Here is a 25,602-nt window from a genome sequence, read left to right on the forward strand (position 1 = left end):
ACCTGGCGGTGATGCTGAATGACCTGCTGGCTTTGCAGCCTGCCGCCATCGGTTTCGTGCTGGCCGGTATTGGCGTCATGGATATCATCAGCCAGGGCCTGGTGGCAACCCGGCTGTTGCCGCGCTTTGGCGAACGGCGCGTGGCCCGTGCCGGCCTCCTGGTCAATGCGGGCGGACTGGCGCTGCTGGCGGCCCTGGCGGTGTTCCCCGTGTTGCCTTTGCTACTGTGCGGCATCGCCATGTTCACCTTTGGCGATGGGCTGTTCCAGCCGTCGGCCAGCGCGCTGATCGCCGACGCGGCGCCAGGCGGGCGCCAGGGCGAAGTGCAGGGCGCGAACCAGGCGCAGCAGTCGATTGCGCGCATGGCCGGCCCGCTGGCTGGCGCCTGGCTGTATGGCCTGCATGCAGGCCTGCCGTATGCGGTGGCAGCCATCAGCGTGTTACTGGCTGCCACCGCATTGCGGCGGCCTGCAGCCGACCTTACTTGTCAAACACCTGTGCCGCCGGTGTCACAGTGACCGCCTCTGGCCTGATGCCGAGCTTCATGGCGCCGATCACCTTGTCCTCATCGAGCAAGGCTTGCGGCTTGTTGCCGTCGTATTTGATCGGCGAAAAGGCATCGCTGACCAGCTTTTCCTTCAGGCCAGCCGCATCCTTGGCCACCATCACCACCGACAGGTTCTGCGCCGACAAATGCTGCTTGATGGCGCGGTTGACATCAAGCACCGTCAGCTTCGACAGGCCGTCACGCATCAGCTTGGTGAATTCCGGCGTGCCATACCATTGGGAGTCGAGCGCATAACCGAGCTGCTGGTCCTGGGTCGAGGTCATGACGAACACGTTTTTCATCAGGTAGCCGCGGGTGGTCTCGAATTGCTCCTGCGTCAGGCCCTTGTCGACCAGCTTGCCCAGTTCCGTCAGGGCCACGCGCAGGGCGAAGTGGGCGTTTTCCGGGGCGACCGGGCGGATCCAGATTTCAAACAGCTGCGCCTTGCGGCCCAGGTTGGGGCTCGGGAAGAACTGGTTCATGCCGCGTGGGAACGCTTCGATATACGCGTAGTCGCCATAGTTCATGCCGCGAATTTCACGGATGCGCTGGTACAGGTAGGAATTCGAGGCGCGGTGTTCGCCGAGCCAGGTTTTCGCCAGCCACAGGGCCGGGAAGTCCGGGTGCGTGCGCGTCACGTCGAGCGGCAGGCCAAAGGAAATGGCGGTGGCGCGCGTGTTTTTCTCGATGATCTCCACTTGCAGGCCTTGCTCCTTGTGGCCCACCGGTTTGACGCTGGCCGGCAAGCCAGGGCCACCCGGGAGCTGCGCCAGCGCCTGCGTCAGCGAGGCCGTCATGCTGTCGGACACATCGCCAGAGATACCGACCTTGACCGCGCCTTGCGCGTAAGCGCTTTTCCAGAACTGCTTGACGTCGTCCAGGGTGATGGCGTCGATGCCGGCCACGGTGCCCAGCACCGGGTGGCCGTATGGCGTACCCGCATAGACATTCGTCTGCAGGCGTTCCTTGGCGAACTCTTCCTCGTTGTTGTCCTTCAGGTCGAGCAGCAGCGCGTTCTTTTGCGCGTCCTTCAGGCGGCGGAAGTCGTCTTCGCGGAAACCGGGAGACAGCAGTTGCGGCAGGGCGATCTGGTTGAACTGAGCCCAGTTGTCCTTGTGAATCGAGCCTGTAAACGTCGTCATTTCCTTGTCGGTCTGCTGGCTGAAGCTGCCTGCCAGCGGGAACAGGGCCTGGTTGATCTCGTCGATCTTGCGCTCGCCCGAACCGCCGGACGCGACCATCGCGGCGGTCAGCGCGGCCAGGCCTTCCTTGCCCTGCGGGTCCTGTGCCGAACCAACCGTAAACAGCAGCTTGTAGCGAATTTGCGGCAAGTTTGATTTTTGCACCAGCATGTCGAATTTCGCCGTTGGTGCTGCGGGCAGCAGGCTGGCCAGGGCAGGCGTGGTGGCGATCGCGGCCGGCATGGCCTGGTTTGACAGGGTGGTCACCACCAAACCTTCGTCCGTCAGGTATTTGCGCGCGGCCGCTTGCAGGTCGGCGGGCGTGAGCGAGTCGATCAGGCGGTAGTACTGGTTGATGGTGGCATAAGACCGGTCGAAATGCACGAAGGAGGCCAGGGTGCCGGCGATCTGCTCGGTATTGTCGAGCGAGCGGATCAAACCATATTTTTCGGCCGACTTGGCATCCTGCAGGTCTTTGTCGCTGACTGGCGTGTCGCGCAATTGCGCCACGGTTTTCAGGATCGCGTCGCGCACGTAGACGGCGTCGGCGATGTTTTTCACGCGCGCGCCGATCACGGCCAGCGTCGGGTCGACCCGTTCCGGCGTCATGTCGAACAGTTGATCGACCTTCTGTTCGTTCTGCACCAGGCGCTTGTACAGCGGCGAGGTACGGCCGAACGACAGCGACAGCAGGGTCGCCAGCGCGGCCTGGTCCTTGTTCTGCACCGAAAACGCGGGTGCGTGGAAGCCCACCGCCACCCAGGGCAGGGTCGGCGTCGGCCAGGCTACATGGCTGTAGATGGGGCCGTGCGGCGCCGGTTCTGCTGGCACGGCCGCCTGCTGCTTGCCGCGCTGCCAGCTGCTCCAGTATTTTTCCACCAGCGCAATGGCTTTTTGCGGCTCGACGTCGCCGGCGATAATGATGGTGGTGCGCTCGGGCCTGTACCAGCGGTCGAAGAACAGTTTCGAATACGCATACTGGTTCGGCATGTCTTCGATGTCCTTGATGAAGCCCATCGTCGTATGCTTGTAGGTATGCGTGGTGTAGGCGATGTCGCGCATCACTTCGAACAGCTTCGAGACCGGATTGGCGCTGTTCTTGTTGTACTCGCCCAGCACGGCGCGCGATTCGGTCTTGAACGCGTCTTCCGGATAATCGAGGTGCTGGAAGCGGTCGGCCTCCACCTTCAGCACGGTTTCCAGGTCATCCTTGGCAAACGTGGTGTGGTAGTTGGTCAGGTCGTCGCTGGTATAGGCATTCTGGCGCGCGCCGGCCCTGGTAATGATCTCCTGGTATTGCTCGGGCGGATAAGCCTTGGTGCCACGGAACATCATATGCTCGAAAAAATGCGCAAAGCCCGATTTGCCTGGCTCGACTTCATTGCGCGAACCGGTCTGCACGGGAATCTGCAGCGAGACGATATTCGGAAAACCGGTCGGCACGACGATGATTTTCAGGCCATTGGCCAGGGTCTTTTCAGTTGCCTTGAACGGCAGCAAATCGGTCTTGCCGGCGGCGGCGCTTTTGGCGGCAACTGGCTTGACAGGTGGCGTGGCGGCGGTTTGCTGGGCCAGCGCGGAAGATGCCATGGCCGATAAGGCCAGGGCAAAGGCAGGGATCATTCTGGACACGGACTCTCCTTCTTTCTCGTTGTAATGAAAGTGCAAGGCAGCAGCATAGAATAATCGGGCTGTCGTGCATAGGGGAGTGGCGGCGGGGGCCTTAAGATACTGGGCGCAGGATGCGGTTGGTGAGGTGATCGAGGAAATTGCGCTGGGTGGGCAGGAACATGCGGATGTAAATCGTCGCGCTGGTCTTGTCGTGGTGATAAATCACACGTGCCTGCTCGCACAGCCGTTGCTGTATCAACAGCCCGACCTGGCGCGCTTCGGCGATGGGCGTGCCGCTGTCCGGAAACTCTTTCAGATCGGCCAGCAAGGCCTTGAACGCGGCCTTGAAGTGGGCATGGGCCGGCGCGCCATGGTGAGCCTTGAAGTCGCTGCACAGTTCCTTGAAGTCCAGTTCGGCACTTTTCAGAATGACGATGCGCGTCATCTCAATCCCGGCCGAGCTGGGCCAGGAAATCTTCTTCCGTCACCACGTCGCCACGCGCGATCTCGGCGTTGCCGATGGCGATCAGCTTCATGAATGCGTGCTGCTCGCGCAATTGCCGCAAATGGCGCTTGTTTTCCTGGTAGGCGTGCATCGACAGCACCACCATCTTGGCTTCGCCGTTTTGCGTGATGATGATGGGATCATGCTGGCCGCCATCGAAACCGCTGACGATTTCGGCTGTATTGGCTTTCAAATACGAGATGGGTTTGATGCGTTCGGTGGCTTCCATGCTGGCTCCCCTGATAACGATGCGTTGACAGGACCAAATATACACCAAATTTGGTCTTGTGGCGTGTCAGCAGCTTGCCACTTCCGGCAAGCTGATGCGATTGCGTCCCAGATGCTTGGCCCGGTACAGCGCGCTGTCGGCCGTATGGATCAGCTGCGCCAGCGTCGTGGCGGGGCCGGGCAGTGCGGTGGCGGCGCCGATGCTGACGGTCACGCATGGCGCGCCAGCAGGTTCGCGCGGCAGTTGCAGCCGTTCCACGCGGTGGCGTATGCGCTCGGCGACGATGGCGGCGCCTTTCAATGACTGGTTCGGCAGGATCACGGCGAACTCTTCGCCACCGTAGCGCGCCACCAGGTCATTGCTGCGCATTTCGCTGGCTACCGCGCCGGCCACCTTGCGCAGGCACTCGTCGCCCTTCATGTGGCCGTGGCTGTCGTTGTATTGCTTGAAGTTGTCGACGTCGACCATCAGCAGCGACAGCGGCAGCTGCTGACGCCGGGCACGCTGCCATTCCGCGTGCACGGTATCGTCGAAACAGCGGCGGTTGGCCAGGCCCGTCAGGCTGTCATGCATGGCGAGGCGTTCCAGCGTGGCCTGGGCGCGCTTTTCATCGGTGATGTCGCGCAGGGTTTCCACCACCGCGATGATCTCGCCCTGCTTGCCGTAGATCGGGCTGGCGTCTACCGCCAGGTAGCGGCGCCGGCCCGTGCGCGGCATGTCGCACCAGTTTTCGGCGCACAGGTTCTCGCCGGTGCTGCTGTGGCAGGGCTGCGGGCCGTATTGCGCGCGCAGCGTGCTGCCGCGTCCGGCCAGCAGCAGGTCGGCCAGGGTGGGCCGCTGCTGTGCGTGGAAGCTGCGCCAGTGCTGGTTGCCGCCCAGCACTTCGGCGGCCGGCACGCCCGTCAGCTGTTCGCAGGCACGGTTCCAGATCATCACCTTGCCGTGGGCGTCGAGTACAAAGGTCGGCACGACCAGCATTTCCATCATCTTGACGGCAAAATCATGCGATGCGACATGAACAGGTGGTGCCGCGTGCATGCTTGCGTGGGTGTCCGGCATGAGTGCTTCCTTGCGAGAGGTGGTGAGCGGGAGTGGGACAGAGGTTCATGATGCAATGCGGCCGGCAATAGTTATTGATAAATGGCAACAATCAATCGACTCGCGCCGTCGCCTTGCCATGCTGCGCCGCCAGCGGCAGCGACAACTGCAAGCTGGTGCCGCCGCCCGGGCTGCTGGCAATGCGCAGAGCGCCGCCGGCCTCGTGCAGGCGCTCTTCCATGCCGGCCAGGCCACAGCCCTGGCGCGCCGCCGCGTCCGCCATGCCGATGCCGTTATCAACGATGCTCAAATACAGCTGGGCGCCCTGGCAATGCAGGCGCACATCCACGCGCGTTGCCTGCGCATGGCGCGCAATATTGGCCAGCGCTTCCTGCAGCGCGCGGTACAGCACGGTTTCATGCCGATCGAGGCTGGCCTGGGCTTCGTCAGCAAGCACGAAAGCATGCTTGGCAGTGATGCCGCTGGCCCGTGTAAAATCGGCCAGCAGATGCCGCATGGCGGCCAGCACGCCGTGTTCCAGCGCGGGCGGGCGCAGGCCCGCGACCACGCAGCGCAATGCCGCGATGCCATGCTCGATATTGCTGGCCATCAGCTGCAAGGTGCGCGACAGCCGTGGCTTGGCGCCGTCATCGCTCGCTTGCAAGCTCGCGACGTCCATCTTGAGCGTCAGCAGATGCTGGCCCAGGTCGTCGTGCACATCGCGCCCCAGGCTGCGCCGCTCCTGGGCGCGGATCTGCCGCCGCTCGCCGTCGAGCCGGCGGATGCGCCCTTGCGCGCCCTGCAGTAATTGCTGCGCTTGCAAGCGCAACGCCCGTTCAGCCTGCAGTTGTGCGTGCTGGCGGCGCAAGCGCCACAGCAGCAGCAGGGCGATCAGGCCCAGCAGGGCGGCGCAGGTACTGAGCAGGTTGACGGTGTAGGTGGCGACAGGCATGTATTTCCCCGAGCGCAAAATTGTTTTCCATTCGGCAATTTCATTATCTGAAAATACAGTTGCTAGGTCTGGCAGAGTTTGTGCAAACGCAAACACTGCGACGATTACGGCCGCGCAAGGTGGCCGTTGTTGTTTCCCTGCCCGCTCTGGCAAGCACGGCTTTTGCACGGGAAGCGCCGCGCCAGCATATAATAGAGGGTTGTCAATCGGCTTTTGCGGCCCAGGCCAGGTTTTGCCCGCCCATGCGCGAGGGCGCCGGCCAGCTCTTAGGAAATACAGTGACTTATAGCATCAAAGAGATTTTTTACACCCTGCAGGGCGAAGGTGCGCATGCGGGCCGTCCCGCCGTGTTCTGCCGCTTTTCGGGCTGCAACCTGTGGACCGGCCGCGAAAGCGACCGCGCCAGCGCCGTGTGCCAGTTCTGCGATACCGATTTTGTCGGTACCGATGGCGAACTGGGCGGCAAGTTCAGGACGCCCCAGGAACTGGCCGCGCTGATCGACAGCCTGTGGCCAAGCACGTACACGGCCAGCAAATATGTAGTGTTTACGGGCGGCGAGCCGCTGCTGCAGCTCGATACCGCGCTGATCGATGCCATGCACGCGGTCGGCTTTACCATCGCCATCGAAACCAATGGCACTTTGCCGGTCCCCGAAGGCGTGGACTGGATCTGCGTCAGCCCGAAGATGGGTTCCACTTTGGTGGTGCACAAGGGTAACGAGATCAAGGTGGTAATCCCGCAATTCCAGCAAGACCTGGCGGCCTACGAACAGCTCGATTTCGAGAACTTCTATGTGCAAGCCATGGACGGCCTGCTGGCCGCGCAAAACATGAAGCTGGCCATCGAGACGTGCAAAAGCAATCCGAAATGGAAGCTGAGCCTGCAAACCCATAAACTCCTGCAAATACCTTGATAGAAACATTATGCTGACGATTACACGCAAGCTTGAATTTGACGCGGGCCACCGCATTCCCGACCATAAAAGCCAGTGCCGCAATCTGCACGGCCATCGCTACACGGTGGAAATCACCCTGGTCGGCAAGGTCATCGAAGCGGAAGGCAATTCCGACAACGGCATGATCATGGACTTTTCCGACGTCAAGACGCTGGCCAAGCAGCACCTGGTCGATGTCTGGGATCACGCCTTCCTGGTGTATGAAAAGGATGTGGCCGTGCGCGACTTCCTGGCCAGCCTGCCCGACCACAAGACGGTGGTCATCGACCGCATTCCCACCGTGGAAAACCTGGCGCGCATCGCCTTCGAGATCCTGAAAGCGGCGTTTACCGACCATTTCGGCACTGGCCTGCACCTGCACAAGCTGGTGCTGCATGAAACCCCGAATTGCTGGGCAGAAGTGACCGATGACTGACACGCCGGGTCCTGACGCGGATCAACACTTCATGCGCCTGGCTTTGGACCAGGCGCAGCATGCCTGGGACTTGGGCGAAGTGCCGGTCGGCGCCGTCGTCGTCAAGGATGGCGAGGTGATTGCGGTGGGTTACAACCAGCCCATCGGCAAACACGATCCGACCGCGCACGCCGAAGTCAATGCCTTGCGCGCGGCGTCGGAAAAGCTGGGCAACTACAGGCTGCCGGGCTGCGAACTGTATGTAACGCTGGAACCGTGCGTGATGTGCTCGGGCGCCATGCTGCATGCGAGGTTGTCGCGCGTGGTGTTTGGCGCATCGGATCCGAAAACCGGCGCCTGCGGTTCGGTCGTCAACCTGTTCGAACAGCCGGCCCTCAATCACCAGACCGACATTGCCGGTGGCGTGATGGCGGAAGAGTGCGGCGCCTACCTGCGGGCATTCTTTGTCGAACGCCGCCGGGCCCAGGCCGAGGCGCGCAAGCTGGCCAATAGCTTGGCCGGCTGAAAGAGTGCAGGGCGGCTCGCCGTGGCCACTCTGTATCAATATGCCTTGATAACTGTTGCAAAATAACATCTGGATAGATGATATTGTCATTCTAAAATGAGAATGATTCGTGTTACAGTATTGCTTCTCCTTCTCCTTCGCCAGCGAACTGCCCGCGCACCCATGATGCGCCCCGGACCAGAGCCAGCCTTCACTCTGACACCGGACCATCATGACTATTGTTCTACTGCCGCGTAGCGCTGCGCCTGTCGTATCCCCATTCCTTCCCGCCCGCCGGCCCAACCTGGTGCTGCGCGCCGCCTTGCTGGGCCTGTTTGCCGCGCCGCTGCTGACGGCGCATGCGCAGACCACGGCGCCGGTGGCCGTGAATGCCGGCACGGCGGCGCAGGAGCCATCGAAACTGCCGACCTTTCCGGAAATCGTCGTCAATTCGCGCCAGGAATACGAGCGCCGCGCCGGCACCAGGACCGTGATCCGCAGCGAAGACCTGGAACGCCAGAACGTGACGGAAATGGGCGGCATCGTGCGCTACCAGCCGTTGATCAGCGCGCCGGTGGCCAACTCGGGCGGCGGCAATGTATGGGATGGCGCCGGCAATACGGGCTACAACATCCGTGGCCTGGAAGGCAACCGGGTCAGCCTGGACGTCGACGGCATTGCGCTGCCAGACGCGGCGCCGAAACCGGACGGCTCGACCCTGAACGCCTTCGGCACCGGCCGCGATTATTTTGATCCTGAAACTTTCCGCGAAGTGCGCATCGAGTCGGGCACCACCGCGGTCAGCGGCGCCAGCCCGGGCCTCGGTGGCGGCGTCAGCTTCATGACCAAGTCGCCGGAAGACTACCTGGGCGAAGGGCAGGACACGTATATCGGCTACAAGTTCGGCCGCACCACCGCCAACCGCAGCAATGCCCATACGCTCACCGGCGCGGCAAAGATCGGCGCGACCCTGCAGGGCCTGGCCGTTTATGTGCGCCGCGATGGCGATGCCACCGACAGCGCCGGCAGCACGCCGGAAAATCCCGACGACTGGCACTCGGACGCCTTGCTGTCGAAGCTGGTGTGGGCCTTGCCGGGCGAACAGAAGCTAGACCTGACGATCGACATGTTCGAGCGCAAGAACCAGCGCGACGTCAACAACAAGATCACCGCCGCGAGTTACCCCGACGGCATTTTCCAGGATTCGACCACGCGCCGCACCCGGGTCAGCCTCGGTCACGACGTGGTGCTCAGGGACCTGGCCCTGTTCGAGCGTTTGACGTCCAAGGTCTATGTGCAGAATTCGAAGATCGAGGACCACACCGACGCACGCTATATCTCGCAGCGGGTGCTGTACCAGCGCGCCATCGACACCAGCTTCAAGAATGACACCATCGGTTTGACGACGGAGGCGTTGAAACAATTCAACGAAGACCATGCACTGGTCTACGGCCTGCAGATCGAACAGGGCCAGGCGCGCCGTCCGTGGCTGGAAGACCGCATCGTGGTGGCCACCGGCGTGCACCAGATCACGCGCAAGAACCGCATGGCCGACATGGACAGCAGCAAGCTGGCGCTGTATGTGCGCGACGACTACAGCTTCAGCCAGGGTGGCAAGAAGGCCGTGCTGACTCCTGGCCTGCGTGTCGAACGGCGTACTTTGGAGCCGAAGAATCTGCAGAACTATGTGATTGCCGTGCCCGCCGCGGCGAAAGAAATCCGCAAGGAAAGCGATACCACGCTCACGCCGAGCCTGGCGCTGTCGGTCGAAGTGCTGCCGCAGATTGACGCCTACGCCACATTTTCCCGCGGCACGCGATTGCCGACGGCGGCCGAGCGCACCGGCACTTATGATTCGTTCAGCTATACCGGCACCGGCACCGGCTACGCCGTGCTGGGCAATCCCAACTTGCGCAAGGAAACCAGCAATGCGTACGAGCTGGGTTTCAAGGGTGATGTGGTGAAGGGCCTGGCGCTGCATCTGTCCGCCTACCGCACCGATTACAAGGATATGGTCGAGTACGTGGGACAGGCGCCGGACCCGGTCAATTACCCGACCATCGTGCAAGGACTGTTCCGTCCTGAAAATATCGGCAATGCCCGCACCTGGGGTGGCGAGCTGGCGTTGCGCGCGCAGCTGGGCACGTTTGCGCCAGGCCTGCAAGGCTACCGAGTCGACCTGGCCACCGGCGTGGCCAAGGGCCGCGCCACCAATACCGGCACCGGCCTGCGCGACGGCTTGGCCTCGGTGGCGCCGGCCAAGACCGCGTTGACTTTCGGCTACGACCATGCGAACCAGCTGTTCGGCCTTGCCCTGACGGCCGTGCATGCGGACAGCAAGCAGGCGCCGAATGACGTGATTTCCGGCGTGACGACGGCCCGCTACAAGGTGCCGGCGTATACCATTTTCGACCTGTCAACGTACTGGAACGTACACAGGAACGCGAAGATCATCGTTGGCGTGTACAACCTGACGGACCGCAAATACTGGGACTACGCTGCCGCGCGCACTCTGGCAGCCGGCACGTCGGCGGCCAACCTCAGCGAAATCGAGCGCTATGCCAAGCCGGGCCGTAACGTGGCGGCCAGCCTGTCGGTCAACTACTGATTTTTCACTTTCACTACTTTTTAACGACACTCCCATGAAGCTAAAGAAAATCGTTCTATCCCTGCTGGGCGGCCTGGCCATGGCACATGCCGTCGCCGCCACGGCGCCGGCCAACCTGGCCGAACGTTGGTCCACCTTGCGCACCGAGCAGCCCAAGCTGCAGATCCGCGATGCGGCGCGCGCCCTGGGTGCGTCGGAAGCGCAACTGCTGGCGACCAATCTCGGCAACGGCGTTACGCGCCTGCAGGCCGATGGCAACCAAGCGCGCGAAATCATGCGCGCCGCGCTGGACCTGGGCCTGGTGCAGGCGATCACGCGCAATGAAAACGGCGTGATCGAAACCACCGGCACCGCCAGCCGCCTGAAACAGCCGGGCGACAAGCCGGAGCAGGGTGACTTGAAACAGGACGCGGAACAGGAAGCGCGCCAGCGCAATATCGCCGGTGGCTACCTGGGCGGCGCGATTGACCTGCGCTTTCATTTTGAAAACTGGAAATATGCGTTTGCCGTGGCCCAGCCGGGCCGCGACGGCAAGCTGTCGCGGAGCCTGCAGTTCTTTGACGCCCAGGGCGATGCCATTCATAAACTGTATGCGCGCAGCGAAGCGGGCGTGGCCGTGTTCGACCAGCTGGTGGCCACATTCCGCGCGCCGCGGCAGGACAGCCAGCTGAACCTGCTGGCCGCCGTGCCGAAGGCGGTGGAAAAACCCGATGCCGAGATCGACCTCAAGGAATTCCAGCTGGCCTGGAAAGAAATGACGGACGTGCACCAGTTTGCGCAAATCCTGCGTGAATTTCACCTGACACGCGAACAGGCGCTGCGCCTGGCGCCGGCCGGCATGGTCGAGAGAATTACGCCGGAAGCGCTGCGCACCCTGCTGGAGACTGCGGCGAAAGACAAGGTCGCCATCATGGTCTTCCTCGGCAACCAGGGCCTGACGCAAATCTACAGCGGAAAAATCGGGAAAACCATGGTCGGCGGCGGCTACTACAATGTGCTGGACCCGGACTTCAATCTGCATATCCGCGATACGGCCCTGCGCAGCGGCTGGGTCGTCAAGCGCGGCGGCGTTACTTCGATCGAGTTTTTCGACCAGGAAGGCACGCAGGTGCTGACCTTCTTTGGCGTGCGCGAGCGTGGCCAGTCGCAGCCGCAAGCCTGGAACGAATTGGCCGCCAGCTTGCCGCGCGCACAGTAAAACCGCTACAGCCATAAAATGCTATGCTGATTCCACGGCTGCGGCGCTGGTGCTCGCGGCCGGTCAATCGAAAGGCAAACATGGCAACCACCCGGGCCAACGGCCTCGATATCGCTTACGAAAGCCATGGCGATCCGCAAGACCCTTGCGTGCTGCTCATTATGGGCCTGGGCATGCAGCTGGTCGCCTGGCCAGACGCCTTTATCGACGGCATCGTCGAACAGGGTTTTCACGTGGTCCGCTTCGACAACCGCGATGTCGGGCTGTCGAGCAAGATGACGCACGCCGGCAAGCCCAGCCTGCCACTGGCCTACCTGAAAAGCAAACTGGGCTGGCCGCTGAAAAGTTCCTACACCCTCGACGACATGGCCAACGATGCGCTGGGCCTGCTGTCGGCCCTGGGCATCACCCAGGCGCATGTGATCGGCGTGTCGATGGGCGGCATGATCGCGCAGGTGATGGCGGCGCGCGCGCCGCAGCAGGTGCTGAGCCTGGTGTCCATCATGTCGAGCAGCAGCCGGCGCGGCCTGCCCGGCCCGACCAAAGTGGCGCGCAATGCCCTGATGCGCCGCCCGAAGGCCGGCGCCAGCCAGGCCGAACTGGTGGCGCATATGGCGGCCACCGTGCGCGCCTTGGGCAGCCCGGCCTATCCGGTGGCCGACAAAGTGTTGCACCCGCGTATAGCGCTGGCGCTGTCGCGCGCCAATTGCCCCGATGGCGTGGTGCGCCAGATGGTGGCCATCGGCGCTTCCGGCGACCGGGTGGCCTTGCTGCCCACCATTGCTTGCCCGACACTGGTGATCCATGGGGCGGCTGATCCCCTGATACCGGTCGCCTGCGGCATCGATACGGCGGCCCTGATCCCGGGCGCGCGGCTGGCAGTGATCGAAGGCATGGGCCACGACCTGCCGCCGCAGCTGATCGAGCGCATCCTCGCCTTGATCGATGTACATCTGCACGGTAATATGGCGCCGCAGATGCGCTCGCAGCCAGCCTGAGCATCACCTTTCCACTCTTGGCCCGGAACCAGCAACTTGATCACTCCTGAAATCGGCATCGCCATCGTGGCGCCCGGCGGCTACGCGCCCGACGACGCGGCACTGGCAGGCGGCATTGCCCGCCTGCAGGCGCAAGGCGCCACTGTCCATAATTACTACGATCCGGCGCACAAATTCCAGCGCTTCGGCGGCACGGAAGCGGGGCGCCTGGCGCAACTGCATGCGGCCGCGCACGATCCCGCAGTGCAGGTGGTGCTGGCCCTGCGCGGCAGCTATGGCATCAGCCGCATCCTGCCCGAGATCGATTTCCAGGCCATGGCCGACAGCGGCAAATTGTTTGTCGGCTACAGCGATTTCACCGCCTTTCACATGGGCCTGATGGCCAAAACCGGCCGCGCCAGCTTTGCCGGCCCCATGATCTGCGATGATTTTATCCGTGACGAGCCGGAACAGTTCACCCTGGACCAGCTGTGGAGTTGTCTCGCCGGCCCCACGCACACCGTGACCGGCGTATCGAACGGCAATCCGCAGGTCGATGTCAACGGCAAGTTGTGGGGCGGTAACCTGGCCATGCTGTTGCATCTGCTGGGCACGCCGTATTTCCCCGAGATTGACGGCGGTATCCTGTTCCTCGAAGACGTCAACGAGCACCCTTACCGGGTCGAACGCATGCTGCTGCAACTGCTGCATGCAGGCGTGATAGGGCGCCAGCAAGCCGTGCTGCTGGGCGACTTTTCAGGCTATAAACTGGGGCCGATGGAGAATGGCTACGATTTCGACGCCATGCTGGCCTATGTGCGTCAGCGCCTGCCCGTGCCGGTGCTGACAGGCCTGGAATTTGGCCATATCCGCCGCCGCGTCACTTTGCCGTTTGGCGGCCATGCACGCCTGACATCGAACGAGGCCGGCTTTACCTTGCAGATCGGCGACTACCCGACCCTGGCGCGCGCCGGCCGATGAAGGCCAGGCAGGGCAGGCTGGCGCAACTCGATGTGCTGCGCGGCATCGCCGTGTTTGGCATATTGCTGGTCAATATCTGGGGCTTTGCCTGGGGCACTTTGTCCTTGCGCTACGGTACCTTGCCTGCCGCCGCGCCATGGCTGGACCAGGCCGCCATTTTCCTGGTGGCGGCGTTTGCCGAGTTCAAGTTCTATCCCATCTTTGCATTTTTGTTCGGCGCCGGCTTTGCGCTGCATACGCGTTCGCTGCGCCAGCAGCTCGGCAGCTGGCCGGCGGCGCAAGCGGCGTACAAGCGGCGGCTGCGCTGGCTGCTGTTGATCGGCGTGTTGCACGGCCTGCTGGTGTGGAGCGGCGACGTACTCAGTTCCTATGCGCTGGCCGGCATGGTGATCCTGTCGCTGGCGCCGGCCAGGCTGGCCCGCATTCGCACCCTGGCCTGGCTGCTGGCGGGCGGATTTTTGCTGTTCATGTGCCTGCTGTACCCGCTCGGCCCCGCCAGCGACGCAGCAGCCACGGCACATTCCTTGCAGGAGTTTGCAGGCCGTTATGTCGTCTACACGCAAGGCAGCGCGCTGGCGATCGCAGCGTTGCGCATGCGCGACTACGGCATGCAGATGCTGTTCGTGATCGTGATGCTGCCGCATATTATTATCTTTTTCCTGCTCGGTATTGTGTCGGTGCGCCTGGGCTGGCTGACGCAGCCGGCGCGCCATCGCCACGTGTGGCGCCGCGTCTGCACAGTGGGCATCGGCATCGGCTTGCCGTTCAACCTGCTGGCGGCCACGGCGAACCTGTGGCAAACCGTCGATCCCTACCAGACGCAGTTCAACACCATGCTGCTGGAATTGCTGCTGTATGCGGGCGGTCCGCTGCTGGCGGCCGGCTATGTCGCGGCGCTGATGCTGGCCGGCCCGGCCATCATGGCGGCGCTGGCGCGCTGGCTGGCGCCGGTCGGGCGCATGGCGCTGAGCAATTACCTGACGCAGTCGATCGTGGGCACGTTTTTGTTACAGGGCTGGGGGCTGGCCTGGGCTGCGCAACTGCGGCCGGTCGGGATGCTGGGCCTGACCCTGGCCATCATGGCCGTGCAGGTCCTGATCAGCCGCTGGTGGCTGGCGCGGTTCAGTCAGGGACCGGTAGAAGCGCTGTGGCGCCGCCTGGCGCGCTGAGCATTATTCGCCGCTCCAGTCAAACGAGGTCTGTTCCGCTGGTGGTGCCGGCGTCCTTTTGGCGCGCGCGCTCGGTATCAGCGGATTGTCGACCGCATGCCAGGCGAACAGTTCAGTGTCGAGCATGCAGGTGCGCGCCAGGTGCAGCGCTTCGTCCGGCGTCAGTTCCGGCGCCAGCCAGCGCCATGCGTCTTCGCGGCTGACAGCGACTGGCCGCCGGTCATGGATATCGACCATGCCGCCCAGGCTGTCGGCCGTCACCAGCACGAAACCCGATTCCTCGCGGTGGTGCTTGAACGGGCCGAAATGGGCCAATGCCAGCAGGAACAACGGTGCGCGGTCCTTGCGGTGGATATGCCACGGCTGCTTCGAGCCCTTTTCACCGGTCCATTCATACCAGCCATGCACGCAGACGATGCCGCGTCCGTTGCGCAGCAGCGGCTTCCAGTAGCTGCCGGCCAGTTTTTCCAGGCGGGCGTTGATGGCGATCGGGATTTTTTTCCTGCCAGGCGCCGGCTCGGCAGCCGTGGCCCAGGCAGGGCGGTAGCCCCAGAACACATCGTCGACACGGCGTACGCCATTGTCGACATGCATCACGGGGCGGTAAGTGCCGGGAGACACATTCAGGTGCGGCTCGGCCTCGCTGTCAAAGACCGCGTCGGTCCAGCCGAAGCTGGAAGCCTGCACCCTTGCCGTGTCATTTTGATCAAATCGTCCACACATGGCGAAATCATACCTGATTCAGTAGTGGGGCGCGTGCACATGCGGGTAACGTGAGCAACCGCACAGACCGCCATGCTGCGCTGCGGCACAATGGCCTCAAGTCAGGTGGCTGACGTTTTTTTTAGCGGAGGAAATTATGATGTCGTTGGAAAATCCCACCATCCACAAAGGATTCACCATCAGTGCAACCGCCTCCCAGCGCCGCGACGGCCGCTGGGTCGGCTCGTTTGTCAGCCAGAATCTTGCCTGCGGCGCGTATGAGGACACCTGCGATTATGATGATTGCAGCAACGAAAAAGAAGCCCAGCAGGTGGCCTTGTCGATCGGCTGGCGCCTGGCGGACAGCGCGCCCCTTCGTTGATGCTGTTGCAGCGGTGATGCTTGCGCCGGAAGGCGCATGGCAGGCACACGACTGAAGTTGGCAATGCCACCGGCAGCTTGAGCGCAGGCGCGGTGGCGATCAAATCACTGGCGGTAAATTCACCTGTTCCATCGGACTCTTCAAGCGGCGTATCGGCGCGGCGTCACAGGCGCTGAAATTGCCGCTAGCCAGCCCGGATCGCGCGGATCTGCAGCGCCGTTTCTTCGATTTCGCGGTAGGCCTCCTGCACATAGCCGGACACCGGATGACCATCGAGCCAGGCAAAATACGCGGCTTCGTCGTCGGTGACGGCAAACGGCACGTGGCGGTCCCGGATCGACTCGGCCGTTTCCCTTACCAGGGACGCAAACAGCAGTTCCAGTGTTTCCATGACAGCCTCCTCGCGGCGATTCAATACACAGCCATGAATCTAGCACGGGTGAGAAGGCCGCTGTGTGCGTTCGCGTACCTAACTCAGTCTTCGCGCGTATAGCGCCGCCGCTCATAGCGCACGATCTCGAGCGCGTATTCGGGATACGCCTGTTCGAACAAAAAATGGTCTTTTTCGTAGACGCAGAATACCGCCAGCGGCTTGTCGTCCTGCGAGAAGTAATTGACGTCGACGCAGACCACCGTCATGTCGGGGCCGCCGCACTTGACCCGTACAACATCACCTTCATTGAACTGGCTCATGGTTGCTGCTTTCAGGGCGCGAGGACAGGCCTGCCAAGCGTTGCGGCAGTGTCGTCATCATAAGCGAAACCGGTGCTGCTGAACAGGAGAAGCCTGCCTTACCGCTCACGCGGCCGGGTGGCCCAGGTGCTCGTACAGGATCAGGCAGCCAATCACGATCAGTATCAGGCCGCCGACCAGTTCGGCGCGCCGGCCAGCCACCGTGCCCAGCACGCGGCCCAGCATCACGCCGATGGTGACCATCACGAAGGTGGAAAAGCCGATGGCGGCGGCCGTGACGAGGATATTGGCGCCCAGCAAGGCCAGCCCCGCGCCCACCACCATGGCGTCGATGCTGGTGGCAAAACCGGTGACGGCCAGTACCCAGAAAGAATGGCTGCGCGCCGGCGCTTCTTCTTCATCGGCGTCGGACAGTGCATTGCGTATCATCAGTACGCCGATGACGCCCAGCAGGCTGAAGGCCAGCCAGTGGTCCCAGGCAGCCACGTAAGGCGCGGCCACGCGGCCCAGGGCCCAGCCGATCAGCGGCGTGATCGATTCGATCACGCCGAAAATCAGGCCGGTGCGCAGCGCTTCGCGCCATTGCGGCTTGTGCAGCGCAGCGCCCTTGCCGACGGCGGCGGCAAAGGCGTCGGTCGACATGGCGAGCGAGAGGGCGGCGGTGGCGGCAAAATTCATCGTTGGCTTTCAGTAATACCTGGCTGGGATGGACGGGCGCAAATCGGCCCGCCGCGATTTTACCCTACCAGCAGCACCACCGCCGAGGCCGCGATGCAATAGAAGCCGAACAGATGCCAGCGTCCCTGTTCCAGCCAGCTCGACAGCCAGCGCAGCGCCAGCAAGCCGGCCACGAAGGACAAACACATGCCCAGCAGGCTGGGCGCCAGCAAATGCATCAGAGGCGCGCCATGGCCCACCGCGCCAGCGTGGACGGCCTGGTAGAAGCGCCAGCCTTCCTTGACGATCACCGCCGGCGTCAGCACCACCGCCAGCGCAAAGCTGAATTCCTCGGCGCGCCGCTGCGGCACGCCAACGGCAATCGCCGTTGAAATGGTGGCGCCGGAGCGTGAAAAGCCGCGAAAGGGCAGGCACAGGCCCTGCACCGCGCCGACCAGCATGGCGCGCGGCAAGGTCAGGGCGCCATCGTGGCGCGCTTGCAGGCGCGACGACACCATGATCAGCACGCCGGCGGCGGCCAGCGCGGCGGCCATCAACTTCGCGTTGCCGAAAAGGTGTTCGATCTCGAAGCCTGGCGTGCCGGCCATCACCACATGCGTGATCAGCTTCAGCAGGCCATAGCCGACGATGCCGGTCATCAGGGTTGCCGCCGCCAGCAGCAGCACATTGCTGCGCAGCGCCGTGGCCGAGCTGAAATAGGTCTTGCGCCATGATGCCCAGAAATACACGATGACGGCGAACATGGTGCCGGTATGCAGCATCACCAGCAGCATGGTCAGCTCGGGCGAGGTGGGATCGAGCCCCATCAGTTTTTCCGCCATGATGACGTGGGCGGAGCTCGATACGGGCAGCAGCTCGGCAAAGCCCTGGACGACGGAAAGGATCAACAGCTGCAATAAGGTCATGGAAGTGTTTGCGGGGGACGGGCCTGCATTTTACTGGCGCGCTTCACTCCGTGATCTGCGGCGACGATTACAGTTTGTCCATCTTCGGCGCAAACACGGCGCGAAACGCTTTCAGGGCGGCAGGGTGGTAGATGGTACCGTGGCTTTCCTGCGGCATGCTTTCCACGTGCCAGTCCAGCGCCTTCGGCGCGGATTGCGCCAGCACCTTGGCCAGGCGCTGCACTTCGCTGGCGATGCCCGCTTCGCTGCTGCTGGCAATATACAGGCTATGCCTGGCATTGCCCTGCCTGGCCAGCAGGCCGGCCGCCTGGCCGGCAAGAAAGCCGCGGTTCCACCACAGGCTGGGGTCGAACGCCAGGTAATGGTCGAACAACTGCGGTTCGAGCAGCAAGGTCTCGACGACAAACAGGCCCGCCAGTGACTCGCCGACGATGGCCGTTTCGCCCGTGCCACGGTAGCGCTGGCGCACTTGCGGCATCAGTTCGTTGCGGATAAAGCTGCGGTAGGCAGCCGCACCACCGACCACCGGGGCGATGGCGCGGTCTTTGGCATCAACGGTGGGTCCGGTCAGGTCGCGCCGGCGCTCGGTGTTTTCGATGCCGACCAGCCGGAACGGACGCATGGTGCCATTCGCCACCGACACCTGCAGCAGGCCGGCGATATGCAGGAAATCCTCGGCGAGGCCGCCGTCGGGCATGTACAGCACCGGCAGCGGCGCGTCCGGCGGCGTATCCCAGGCACGCGCCGCGTACACATTGATATGGCGCGTTTCGCCCAGTACCGTCGAGGCAATGGCGAAGCTCTCGCCGATGACCAAGGGCGTGGCGGCCGATGGCGCTGCTTCCAGCGCCGTGACGGCAGGCGCCGCCAGGCAGAGCAAGGCGCTGAACAGCAGGTGGAAAGGGCGGAAGCGTGGCATGGGGTCTCGACAGTTCAAATGACAGAAAGAATGGATAGTTCAGCGTTGTTTCGCCGCCGCCTGGCGCAGCGCCCTGGCTTCTTGCTTGTTGGGCACATGCGGGCGCTTGGCCAGCTCTGCCTTGAGGGCGGCTATCGCCGCGCCGAACTCCTGCTGCGCCTGTGCCTCGGTGGCGCCAGCATAATGCAGCAAGTTCGACTGCGCGGCGCGCAGCCGGCGCAGCCGGGCCAGCAATTGGCGCACGTGCAGCCCGGGCAGGTTTTGGGCCAGCATGTCGGCAGCCAGGGCGCCTGGCGCATGGCCCGGTTCCAGCAGGCGCAACAGGGCCAGGCGCCGGGCGGCATCCTGCTCTGGCGAAGTATCAAAAATTGGTATTTGAGTAATATTGCTTTTGGCGCTATTCATCTGTCGCATTGTAGCTGCAGAAACTGGCCAGGTCGATCACGCATGCAAACACTTCTTTATGTACGGTAGCAGACGGTAGCGGCGCAACGAGCCGATTAGGCTGGAATGATGCCTCTCCCATTTCACCGCCTGCCGCAGTGCGCTGCATGGCGGCAAAGGACGTTCCATGCCATATGAAATCCTCCGCAACAGCGTGGCGCTTGATCGAGCCGACGGCGCCGTCACCTTTCACCTGGCCGCGTTTGGCGCCGACAAGATCTGTCGCGTGACCTCCACCGCGCTGCTCAGCCTCGGAGGCGGCCATCGCGACGCCTTGTCTGTCTTTGAAACACACCGCCTGCGGATCGCCCAAAGGGCGTTCGCCTACCTGAGCCGCGACCTGTTGGCCAGCAGCGTGGTACTGCGCGCGCTCGATTTCTAGCGCGGCTAGACGACGGCATCAGTGGCGGCGGTTTCAGCTACATAAGGGCAGCGTCAGCTCCTACAATGCAGAAATGAAAGATTGTTAAAATATGCAAACAATCTTTGATATGACGCATCAGCAGGAGGGAAAAGCATGTATAATTTCAACGAAGCAACCTTATTCTTTCAGTCACCATCCCTGGCTGGAAACCAACCTGCCGCCTCGAACCTGCTGGCATACAAGCGTTGACCCTTGCCGGACAGCGCGTATTTACAGCAGGCTACAATGGCAAACCAACTTTCATCCTTGCGTGTCATGGTCGTCGACGACAATCGCGACGCTGCGGATCTGATCGCCGAATTCCTGAACATGTGCGGGCACGAGACGCTGCCCATCTATGGCGGCGCCGAGGCGATCAAGGCCGCTGACGCCTTCCAGCCCGACGTCATGCTGCTTGACTTGGGCATGCCGGAAATTACCGGTTTTGATGTGGTATCGACCCTGCGCCAGGCGCCGCGCTTCAGGCATACGCGCATGATCGCGCTGACCGCCTGGGGCGATGCCCACACGCGCGAGCGCACCCAGGTCATCGGCTTTGACCATCACCTGGTCAAGCCGGCCAGCCTGGATGACATCCTCAACGTCGTGTCACCGCGCCAAGCGCCGTAAGGCTGGCCAGCAGCTCCTGGCGCCGGCCCTGCGCCTTGCGCGCCAGCGCGGCCAGTTTCTCCGGCTTGCCCCAGATTGCCTGCAGCACATGTGCCACCTCATGCGCCTGCAGGCCTTGCAGCTGGCGGTGCAGCAGTTCCAGCATGGCGTCATCCTCGAATGCCGGTGCCATCTTCAGTTTGAGATTGTCGGTGCAGTGGCGCAGGCACGTGATCAAAGCCGCAAGCGAGGTTTCGCTCACGCCGTAGCGTGCGGCAAAGGCCGCCGTAAAACTGTCCTGCACGCTTTGATGCTCTTCATCGACGGCCCCCATATAGTGTTCCAGCAAGGAAAACCAGTGTGGCTCGGCCAGCGCCAGGCCGAAGACGGCGTAGCTGCCCGGCATGCAATTTCTTTCATCTTCGGTATCGGCATAGAACTCATATTTCGCAATCGCCGCGCGGGCATAGCGCGCCAGCTGCGGATGCAGTTCCGGCCAGGCCAGGGCATTGGCGAAAAAGCGGTGCGTATCGGACTTGGCCAGCCCTTTTACCGGCAGGTAATTCCTGGCCGTCGATTTCAGCTTGATCTGATAGCTTTTTGGAAAACCGTTTTCCAGCAGATGGGTCACGAAATCGAGCGCCTGGGCATAGGCTGCGGCGCCTTCTTCCTTGATCACGATATGGATAGTGGCGAACACATCGTTCGCGTTGCAGCTGACCTGGCCGGTTGCCAGGGCGATGGCGTCCTGCGCAAAACTGCCGCTGCCCTCGGTCAGCATGCGCGCCGCGCGTTCGCTGCCCAGTTGCGTGGCCAGTTGGATGAACTGCAGGCCAGCCGGCTTGGCGTAGCCGGGCTCGTGGCGCAATATCATCACGGCAATATACAGCAGCAGGTCGATCTGGCCATCGCCGGCGCTGTCCTGCGCACCTGGCTTGATGGCGTATTCGTTTGGCTGGTACTCCGAGCGCCGCACCTCGAAATAGCGGGGCAGGAAGCAATCCTCGGCCCAGCTGGTGCCAGCGCGGATGAGATTGCCGCGATGCTCGGCCAGCGCCGCCTTGCGGCCGGGGCGCAGCTGCTGCATGTGCTCGAATTGCGCGATGGTCCAGGCTGCGTCCAGGGCAGGGAACAGCCTTGGATCGAGCAGGTGCCGGCTGAGGAAAAACGATTCCAGCGGCTTGCCGTCATAGCTGCCGGCGCGCAGCTTGCTGTCGATATACGTGTTGATGCGCGCCAGCAGCGCTTGCCGCTTGGCTTCGTCGAGCAGTTCGAGCACCAGCCATTCCCGCTGGCCTTCGGTGGTAGGAATGGTGGCGCGCAAGCGGAAATGATAGTCCAGCAGCGCCGGGTCGGCGCTGGCCAGGGCTTGCCGGAAGGCCAGTGCCAGCGCGGGCACGATAGCGTCCCCCACTTGCGCCGGCGTCAGGAATGGCGCATGCGCCGATGGCGGCTCCTGGCCGAAACCCAGGTCCACGTCCAGGCTGGTGCGGCCCGGCTGGTAGTCGAGCAGCAGCTCGTTGAACACGCCGATCTGCAAGGTGGTGCGCGCCACGGTCTTGCCCGGCTCCCTGCGCGCCTGTTCGTCGAACCACGTTTGCATGGCGGCCTGCATCTCTTGCAATGCCTGATCTTGATTCATCGCTGTCTTTCATTTTGTTGCCTGTAAAACAGATGATGCCTGAAATTGGTGACCAGACCTGTTCCGCCAGACACCAGCGCGGCGCGGGAAAGGACGATTTCCCGACACATCGTCAAGTAAATGCAGGTATGGCTGGACGGACATGGCGCACACCGGTATTCTGCCCATCTGATACATATTTCTACATAGAAATACGATTATAAAAAGCACGGATAAAAAGTACGAGAGGTTGCCCATGAGCGCAGAAAAGGATGTTGTGTACGGTACAGAAGATTTGTTGATGAGTTTGTGCAACTCGGTGGTCCGGGTGCTGAACGTCGCAACGCAAAGCAGGGTCAATTATTCCGGCATGGTGCAGCGCATCACCAAGACCGGCCTGAAGCCCGATATCGGTTGCTTCGTCATGTTTGACGGCGGCTTCACGGGCCTGGTGGTGCTCAATTTCGCAGCCGACACGGCGATGGAAATCTACGAGCGCTACATGTTGCACATGGGCATGCCAAAGTCGGAACTGGCGGCGTTTTACACCTCCGATGAAGTGTCGAACATTATGGGCGAGCTGATGAACCAGATCGTCGGCGACTTTACCGGCAAGGTGCGGCGCGAACTGCAAACCAATATCACGCAGAGCCAGCCAAAAATGCTGGTGCTCAACAAGCAGGTCATGCTCAGCGTCGATACGCCGCTGGACCGCCCTGAAATGCGCCGCGTGACGTTCTATACCGAAAAGAACAATATTTTCTACCTGGAACTGGCGATCGACCGTACCGAGTTCATCAAGCTGCACGATTTCGACTCGCAGGAAGTCGACACCGACTCGCTGATGGACTCCGAATTCGCGAACAAGGCCAGGGATGCGACCCCCGCACCGGCGCCCGCTGCCGCGGACGACGACAACGAAGACCTGCTGAAGTCGCTGGGCATGTAGCAACGGGCCGTGACCCGCCGCTATTACCTGGTGGCGGCCATGGCCTTCGATATTTCCAGGCCACTCAGTTTCCAGTTCCACAAGCCATGGCGGCGCAAGACCAGGCCGCCGCCATCGTCCTGATTGCTTGTCGGACGGATCACGAAGCGGTCCCAACCCGCATACGCCGCGACGTAACGCCCCTTGGCTTCGGCCCTGGGCGCTTGCGCCGTATCGGCGCCGTCGACCTTTTCCTCGCTGCTGACCACGCTCCTGTTGACCAGCGCCACCACGCCGACCGGCGAGACCATCGCGTCCACCATTTTGTTCGTCATGCTGCTGGCAAAGGCCTGGCCCATGGCGGCAAACGGATTGTCGGCGCCGACAGTGGCCTTGACGCTCTCGGCCATGGCGCCATTGATCTGCTGCTTGACGTTTTCACGCAGGGCAGGGAAGTCGACATGTTCTGCCAGCGCGGTGGCGTCGCGCTCTGCCAGTGCGGCTTTCATCTGGTACAGGGTGTAATAGGGTGAAGCATAGGTCACGGCGCCCAGGGCAATGACGGCGATGGCGGTGGCGACGAGGATTTTTTTCACGGGATGTCTGTCAGGGTGAGTTGAGATTACGGCATCGACAGTGTAGCGAGATGCTGCAGGACTGTCATGGCTTTTTGCCCGGGAATACTGCGTGGCAGGTACTGTATAATGGAGAGAAAGTATTCAACACCCTGTTTTCACTGGATAAAGACCCGATACCACATGCTCAGTACAGCTAATATCACGATGCAGTTTGGCGCCAAGCCATTGTTTGAGAATATCTCCGTCAAGTTCGGCGACGGCAACCGCTATGGCCTGATTGGCGCCAATGGCTGCGGCAAGTCGACGTTCATGAAAATCCTCGGCGGCGACCTGGAACCGTCGGGCGGCAATGTCATGCTCGATACCAATGAGCGCCTCGGCAAGTTGCGCCAGGACCAGTTCGCGTTCGAAGAGATGCGCGTGCTTGACGTGGTGATGATGGGCCATACGGAAATGTGGGCCGCGATGCAGGAACGCGACGCCATCTATGCGAACCTCGAAGCGACCGACGACGACTACATGAAGGCCGCCGAGCTGGAAGGCAAGGTCTCGGAATATGACGGCTATACAGCCGAATCGCGCGCCGGCGAGCTGCTGCTGGGCGCCGGTGTTGCCATCGACCTGCACCAGGGTCCGATGAGCAATGTGTCGCCAGGCTGGAAGCTGCGCGTGCTGCTGGCGCAGGCGCTGTTCTCGAATCCTGATATTTTGCTGCTCGACGAGCCCACCAACAATCTGGACATCAACACGATTCGCTGGCTGGAAGACGTGCTCAACGAGCGCAACTCGACCATGATCATCATTTCCCACGATCGCCACTTCCTGAACCAGGTTTGCACACACGTGGCCGACATGGACTATGGGACCCTGAAGGTTTACCCGGGCAACTACGACGAATACATGTTCGCCTCGACCCAGGCGCGTAACCAGCAGCTGGCCAACAACGCGAAAGCGAAAGACAAGGTTGCCGAGCTGCAGGAATTCGTGCGCCGCTTCGCCGCCAACAAATCGAAAGCCCGCCAGGCCACTTCCCGCGCCAAGCAGATCGAGAAGATCAAGGTCGACGACATCAAGCCATCGTCGCGCGCCTATCCGTTCGTGCGTTTCGACGGCGAGAAAAAGCTGCACCGCCTGGCGGTGGAAGTGGAAAACATCTCGAAAGCATTCGACCGCCAGCTGTTCAAGAATTTCTCGATCATGGTCGAAGCGGGCGAACGCATCGCCATCATCGGCGCCAACGGCGCCGGCAAGACCACCATGCTGCGCTGTATCGCGGGCGACCTGGCCGGCTTGCAGCCAGATCAAGGCCGCGTGAAATGGGCGGAAAACGCCAACGTCGGCTACATGCCGCAAGACCCGACCGAAGACTTCGCCAAGGACACCAACCTGACCGACTGGATCGGGCAATGGACCAAAGAGGGCGACGACGACCAGGCCGTGCGCTCGATCCTGGGCCGCCTGCTGTTCGGTGGCGACGATGTGAAAAAGGCCGTCAAGGTGCTGTCCGGTGGTGAAAAAGGCCGCATGATGTACGGCAAGCTGATGCTGGGCCGCCACAACGTGCTGCTGCTTGACGAGCCGACCAACCACATGGACATGGAATCGATCGAATCCTTGAACATTGCGCTGGAAAAATACGCCGGCACCCTGATCTTCGTGTCGCACGACCGCGAATTCGTCTCCTCGCTGGCGAACCGCATCATCGAGATCAAGGAAGACGGGATTGTCGATTACAGCGGCAATTACGAGGATTACCTGAAGAGCCAAGGCATCGATTAATTCGATGGCTTGCCGGATGGCGCACGCAGCGCCTCCGGCATGCAGTGTCGCAGGCTGGGCAATCGGCCTGCCGATATGCCATCGTGTATTCTCACCCAGCTACCCTACGC

General features: G+C 62.3%; 28 protein-coding genes. 14 read left to right on the forward strand and 14 right to left on the reverse strand.

All coding sequences use genetic code 11. The features are described from left to right. Window positions 1-11 precede the first annotated feature (11 nt). Window positions 12-518: an MFS transporter gene (locus tag AC0Z42_RS02740; RefSeq protein WP_485466777.1), complete on the forward strand. Its 507-nt coding sequence runs from the start codon at window positions 12-14 to the stop codon at window positions 516-518. Here AC0Z42_RS02740 and AC0Z42_RS02745 read toward each other — a convergent pair. The 5 genes from AC0Z42_RS02745 to AC0Z42_RS02765 form a co-directional block, all read right to left on the reverse strand. Then, entirely contained in the window at window positions 481-3,351 is a 2,871-nt protein-coding gene (locus tag AC0Z42_RS02745) for a M16 family metallopeptidase (protein WP_485466778.1), read from the reverse strand. The genes AC0Z42_RS02740 and AC0Z42_RS02745 overlap by 38 nt on opposite strands. Window positions 3,352-3,451: 100 nt before the next feature. Continuing rightward, window positions 3,452-3,784: a hypothetical protein gene (locus AC0Z42_RS02750; protein ID WP_485466690.1), complete on the reverse strand. Its 333-nt coding sequence runs from the start codon at window positions 3,782-3,784 to the stop codon at window positions 3,452-3,454. A 1-nt stretch (window position 3,785) separates the two neighbouring features. Continuing rightward, window positions 3,786-4,073: a type II toxin-antitoxin system Phd/YefM family antitoxin gene (locus AC0Z42_RS02755; RefSeq protein WP_485466691.1), complete on the reverse strand. Its 288-nt coding sequence runs from the start codon at window positions 4,071-4,073 to the stop codon at window positions 3,786-3,788. Between the two features lie 66 nt (window positions 4,074-4,139). After that, entirely contained in the window at window positions 4,140-5,132 is a 993-nt protein-coding gene (locus AC0Z42_RS02760) for a sensor domain-containing diguanylate cyclase (RefSeq protein ID WP_485466692.1), read from the reverse strand. A gap of 91 nt (window positions 5,133-5,223) precedes the next feature. Then, window positions 5,224-6,063: a sensor histidine kinase gene (locus AC0Z42_RS02765; RefSeq protein ID WP_485466693.1), complete on the reverse strand. Its 840-nt coding sequence runs from the start codon at window positions 6,061-6,063 to the stop codon at window positions 5,224-5,226. 278 nt (window positions 6,064-6,341) lie between these two features. On the opposite strand from AC0Z42_RS02765, the gene queE reads away from it, so the two are divergent. The 8 genes from queE (at window position 6,342) to AC0Z42_RS02805 (ending at window position 14,851) form a co-directional block, all read left to right on the forward strand. After that, a complete protein-coding gene (gene queE, locus AC0Z42_RS02770; RefSeq protein ID WP_485466694.1) occupies window positions 6,342-6,977 on the forward strand; it encodes a 7-carboxy-7-deazaguanine synthase in 636 nt (211 codons plus the stop codon). A 10-nt stretch (window positions 6,978-6,987) separates the two neighbouring features. Continuing rightward, the gene (gene queD, locus AC0Z42_RS02775) at window positions 6,988-7,434 is read left to right on the forward strand and encodes a 6-carboxytetrahydropterin synthase QueD (protein ID WP_071077189.1); all 447 of its coding nucleotides are present in this window, start codon (window positions 6,988-6,990) and stop codon (window positions 7,432-7,434) included. Beyond that, window positions 7,427-7,939 (forward strand): tRNA adenosine(34) deaminase TadA, encoded by a 513-nt coding sequence (gene tadA / locus AC0Z42_RS02780; protein WP_485466695.1) that lies wholly within the window; start codon window positions 7,427-7,429, stop codon window positions 7,937-7,939. Before queD ends, tadA begins: the two co-directional genes overlap by 8 nt. A gap of 211 nt (window positions 7,940-8,150) precedes the next feature. After that, window positions 8,151-10,526, forward strand: coding sequence for a TonB-dependent hemoglobin/transferrin/lactoferrin family receptor (locus tag AC0Z42_RS02785; RefSeq protein ID WP_485466696.1), 2,376 nt, complete (start codon window positions 8,151-8,153; stop codon window positions 10,524-10,526). A gap of 34 nt (window positions 10,527-10,560) precedes the next feature. Beyond that, complete coding sequence (locus AC0Z42_RS02790) at window positions 10,561-11,724, forward strand: hemin-degrading factor (RefSeq protein ID WP_485466697.1); 1,164 nt, start codon at window positions 10,561-10,563, stop codon at window positions 11,722-11,724. A gap of 80 nt (window positions 11,725-11,804) precedes the next feature. After that, complete coding sequence (locus AC0Z42_RS02795; protein ID WP_485466698.1) at window positions 11,805-12,722, forward strand: alpha/beta fold hydrolase; 918 nt, start codon at window positions 11,805-11,807, stop codon at window positions 12,720-12,722. A gap of 36 nt (window positions 12,723-12,758) precedes the next feature. Beyond that, a complete protein-coding gene (ldcA, locus tag AC0Z42_RS02800) occupies window positions 12,759-13,682 on the forward strand; it encodes a muramoyltetrapeptide carboxypeptidase (protein WP_485466699.1) in 924 nt (307 codons plus the stop codon). After that, entirely contained in the window at window positions 13,679-14,851 is a 1,173-nt protein-coding gene (locus AC0Z42_RS02805; protein ID WP_485466700.1) for a DUF418 domain-containing protein, read from the forward strand. Before ldcA ends, AC0Z42_RS02805 begins: the two co-directional genes overlap by 4 nt. Window positions 14,852-14,854: 3 nt before the next feature. On the opposite strand, the gene AC0Z42_RS02810 is transcribed toward AC0Z42_RS02805, so the two are convergent. Beyond that, the gene (locus AC0Z42_RS02810) at window positions 14,855-15,574 is read right to left on the reverse strand and encodes an SOS response-associated peptidase (protein ID WP_485466701.1); all 720 of its coding nucleotides are present in this window, start codon (window positions 15,572-15,574) and stop codon (window positions 14,855-14,857) included. Between the two features lie 136 nt (window positions 15,575-15,710). Here AC0Z42_RS02810 and AC0Z42_RS02815 point away from each other — a divergent pair, with 136 nt between their 5' ends. Then, on the forward strand, window positions 15,711-15,935 hold the full coding sequence (locus tag AC0Z42_RS02815) for a hypothetical protein (protein WP_485466702.1): 225 nt from the start codon (window positions 15,711-15,713) through the stop codon (window positions 15,933-15,935). A 184-nt stretch (window positions 15,936-16,119) separates the two neighbouring features. On the opposite strand, the gene AC0Z42_RS02820 is transcribed toward AC0Z42_RS02815, so the two are convergent. From AC0Z42_RS02820 to AC0Z42_RS02845, 6 genes are all read right to left on the reverse strand, one after another. Continuing rightward, window positions 16,120-16,326, reverse strand: coding sequence for a hypothetical protein (locus AC0Z42_RS02820; protein WP_485466703.1), 207 nt, complete (start codon window positions 16,324-16,326; stop codon window positions 16,120-16,122). A gap of 83 nt (window positions 16,327-16,409) precedes the next feature. Beyond that, complete coding sequence (locus AC0Z42_RS02825; RefSeq protein WP_485466704.1) at window positions 16,410-16,628, reverse strand: DUF2158 domain-containing protein; 219 nt, start codon at window positions 16,626-16,628, stop codon at window positions 16,410-16,412. A 105-nt stretch (window positions 16,629-16,733) separates the two neighbouring features. Next, the gene (gene mntP, locus AC0Z42_RS02830) at window positions 16,734-17,306 is read right to left on the reverse strand and encodes a manganese efflux pump MntP (RefSeq protein ID WP_485466705.1); all 573 of its coding nucleotides are present in this window, start codon (window positions 17,304-17,306) and stop codon (window positions 16,734-16,736) included. A gap of 59 nt (window positions 17,307-17,365) precedes the next feature. Continuing rightward, window positions 17,366-18,211 carry an undecaprenyl-diphosphate phosphatase gene (locus AC0Z42_RS02835; protein ID WP_485466706.1) on the reverse strand — a complete coding sequence of 282 codons (846 nt, stop codon included), beginning with the start codon at window positions 18,209-18,211 and terminating at the stop codon, window positions 17,366-17,368. 67 nt (window positions 18,212-18,278) lie between these two features. Beyond that, window positions 18,279-19,130, reverse strand: a complete 852-nt coding sequence (locus AC0Z42_RS02840) for an alpha/beta hydrolase (RefSeq protein WP_485466707.1) — start codon at window positions 19,128-19,130, stop codon at window positions 18,279-18,281. Window positions 19,131-19,169: 39 nt separating this feature from the next. Next, the gene (locus AC0Z42_RS02845; protein WP_485466708.1) at window positions 19,170-19,535 is read right to left on the reverse strand and encodes a hypothetical protein; all 366 of its coding nucleotides are present in this window, start codon (window positions 19,533-19,535) and stop codon (window positions 19,170-19,172) included. Window positions 19,536-19,701: 166 nt separating this feature from the next. Between AC0Z42_RS02845 and AC0Z42_RS02850 the strand changes: the two genes are divergently transcribed. After that, window positions 19,702-19,956 (forward strand): hypothetical protein, encoded by a 255-nt coding sequence (locus AC0Z42_RS02850; RefSeq protein WP_485466709.1) that lies wholly within the window; start codon window positions 19,702-19,704, stop codon window positions 19,954-19,956. Between the two features lie 267 nt (window positions 19,957-20,223). After that, window positions 20,224-20,607 (forward strand): response regulator, encoded by a 384-nt coding sequence (locus AC0Z42_RS02855; protein ID WP_485466710.1) that lies wholly within the window; start codon window positions 20,224-20,226, stop codon window positions 20,605-20,607. Here AC0Z42_RS02855 and AC0Z42_RS02860 read toward each other — a convergent pair. After that, window positions 20,576-22,228, reverse strand: a complete 1,653-nt coding sequence (locus AC0Z42_RS02860) for a DUF6138 family protein (protein ID WP_485466711.1) — start codon at window positions 22,226-22,228, stop codon at window positions 20,576-20,578. The two genes, AC0Z42_RS02855 and AC0Z42_RS02860, sit on opposite strands and share 32 nt — an antisense overlap. Before the next feature lie 235 nt (window positions 22,229-22,463). Here AC0Z42_RS02860 and AC0Z42_RS02865 point away from each other — a divergent pair, with 235 nt between their 5' ends. Next, window positions 22,464-23,156, forward strand: coding sequence for a DUF3334 family protein (locus AC0Z42_RS02865; RefSeq protein WP_485466712.1), 693 nt, complete (start codon window positions 22,464-22,466; stop codon window positions 23,154-23,156). A gap of 23 nt (window positions 23,157-23,179) precedes the next feature. Here AC0Z42_RS02865 and AC0Z42_RS02870 read toward each other — a convergent pair whose 3' ends face one another. Continuing rightward, window positions 23,180-23,731 (reverse strand): DUF2939 domain-containing protein, encoded by a 552-nt coding sequence (locus AC0Z42_RS02870; RefSeq protein ID WP_485466713.1) that lies wholly within the window; start codon window positions 23,729-23,731, stop codon window positions 23,180-23,182. 162 nt (window positions 23,732-23,893) lie between these two features. Between AC0Z42_RS02870 and AC0Z42_RS02875 the strand changes: the two genes are divergently transcribed. Next, window positions 23,894-25,492, forward strand: a complete 1,599-nt coding sequence (locus AC0Z42_RS02875) for an ABC-F family ATPase (protein ID WP_485466714.1) — start codon at window positions 23,894-23,896, stop codon at window positions 25,490-25,492. Window positions 25,493-25,602: the final 110 nt, after the last annotated feature.

The sequence above is a fragment of the Janthinobacterium sp. 1L-D-8-B-C4 genome (assembly GCF_057291295.1).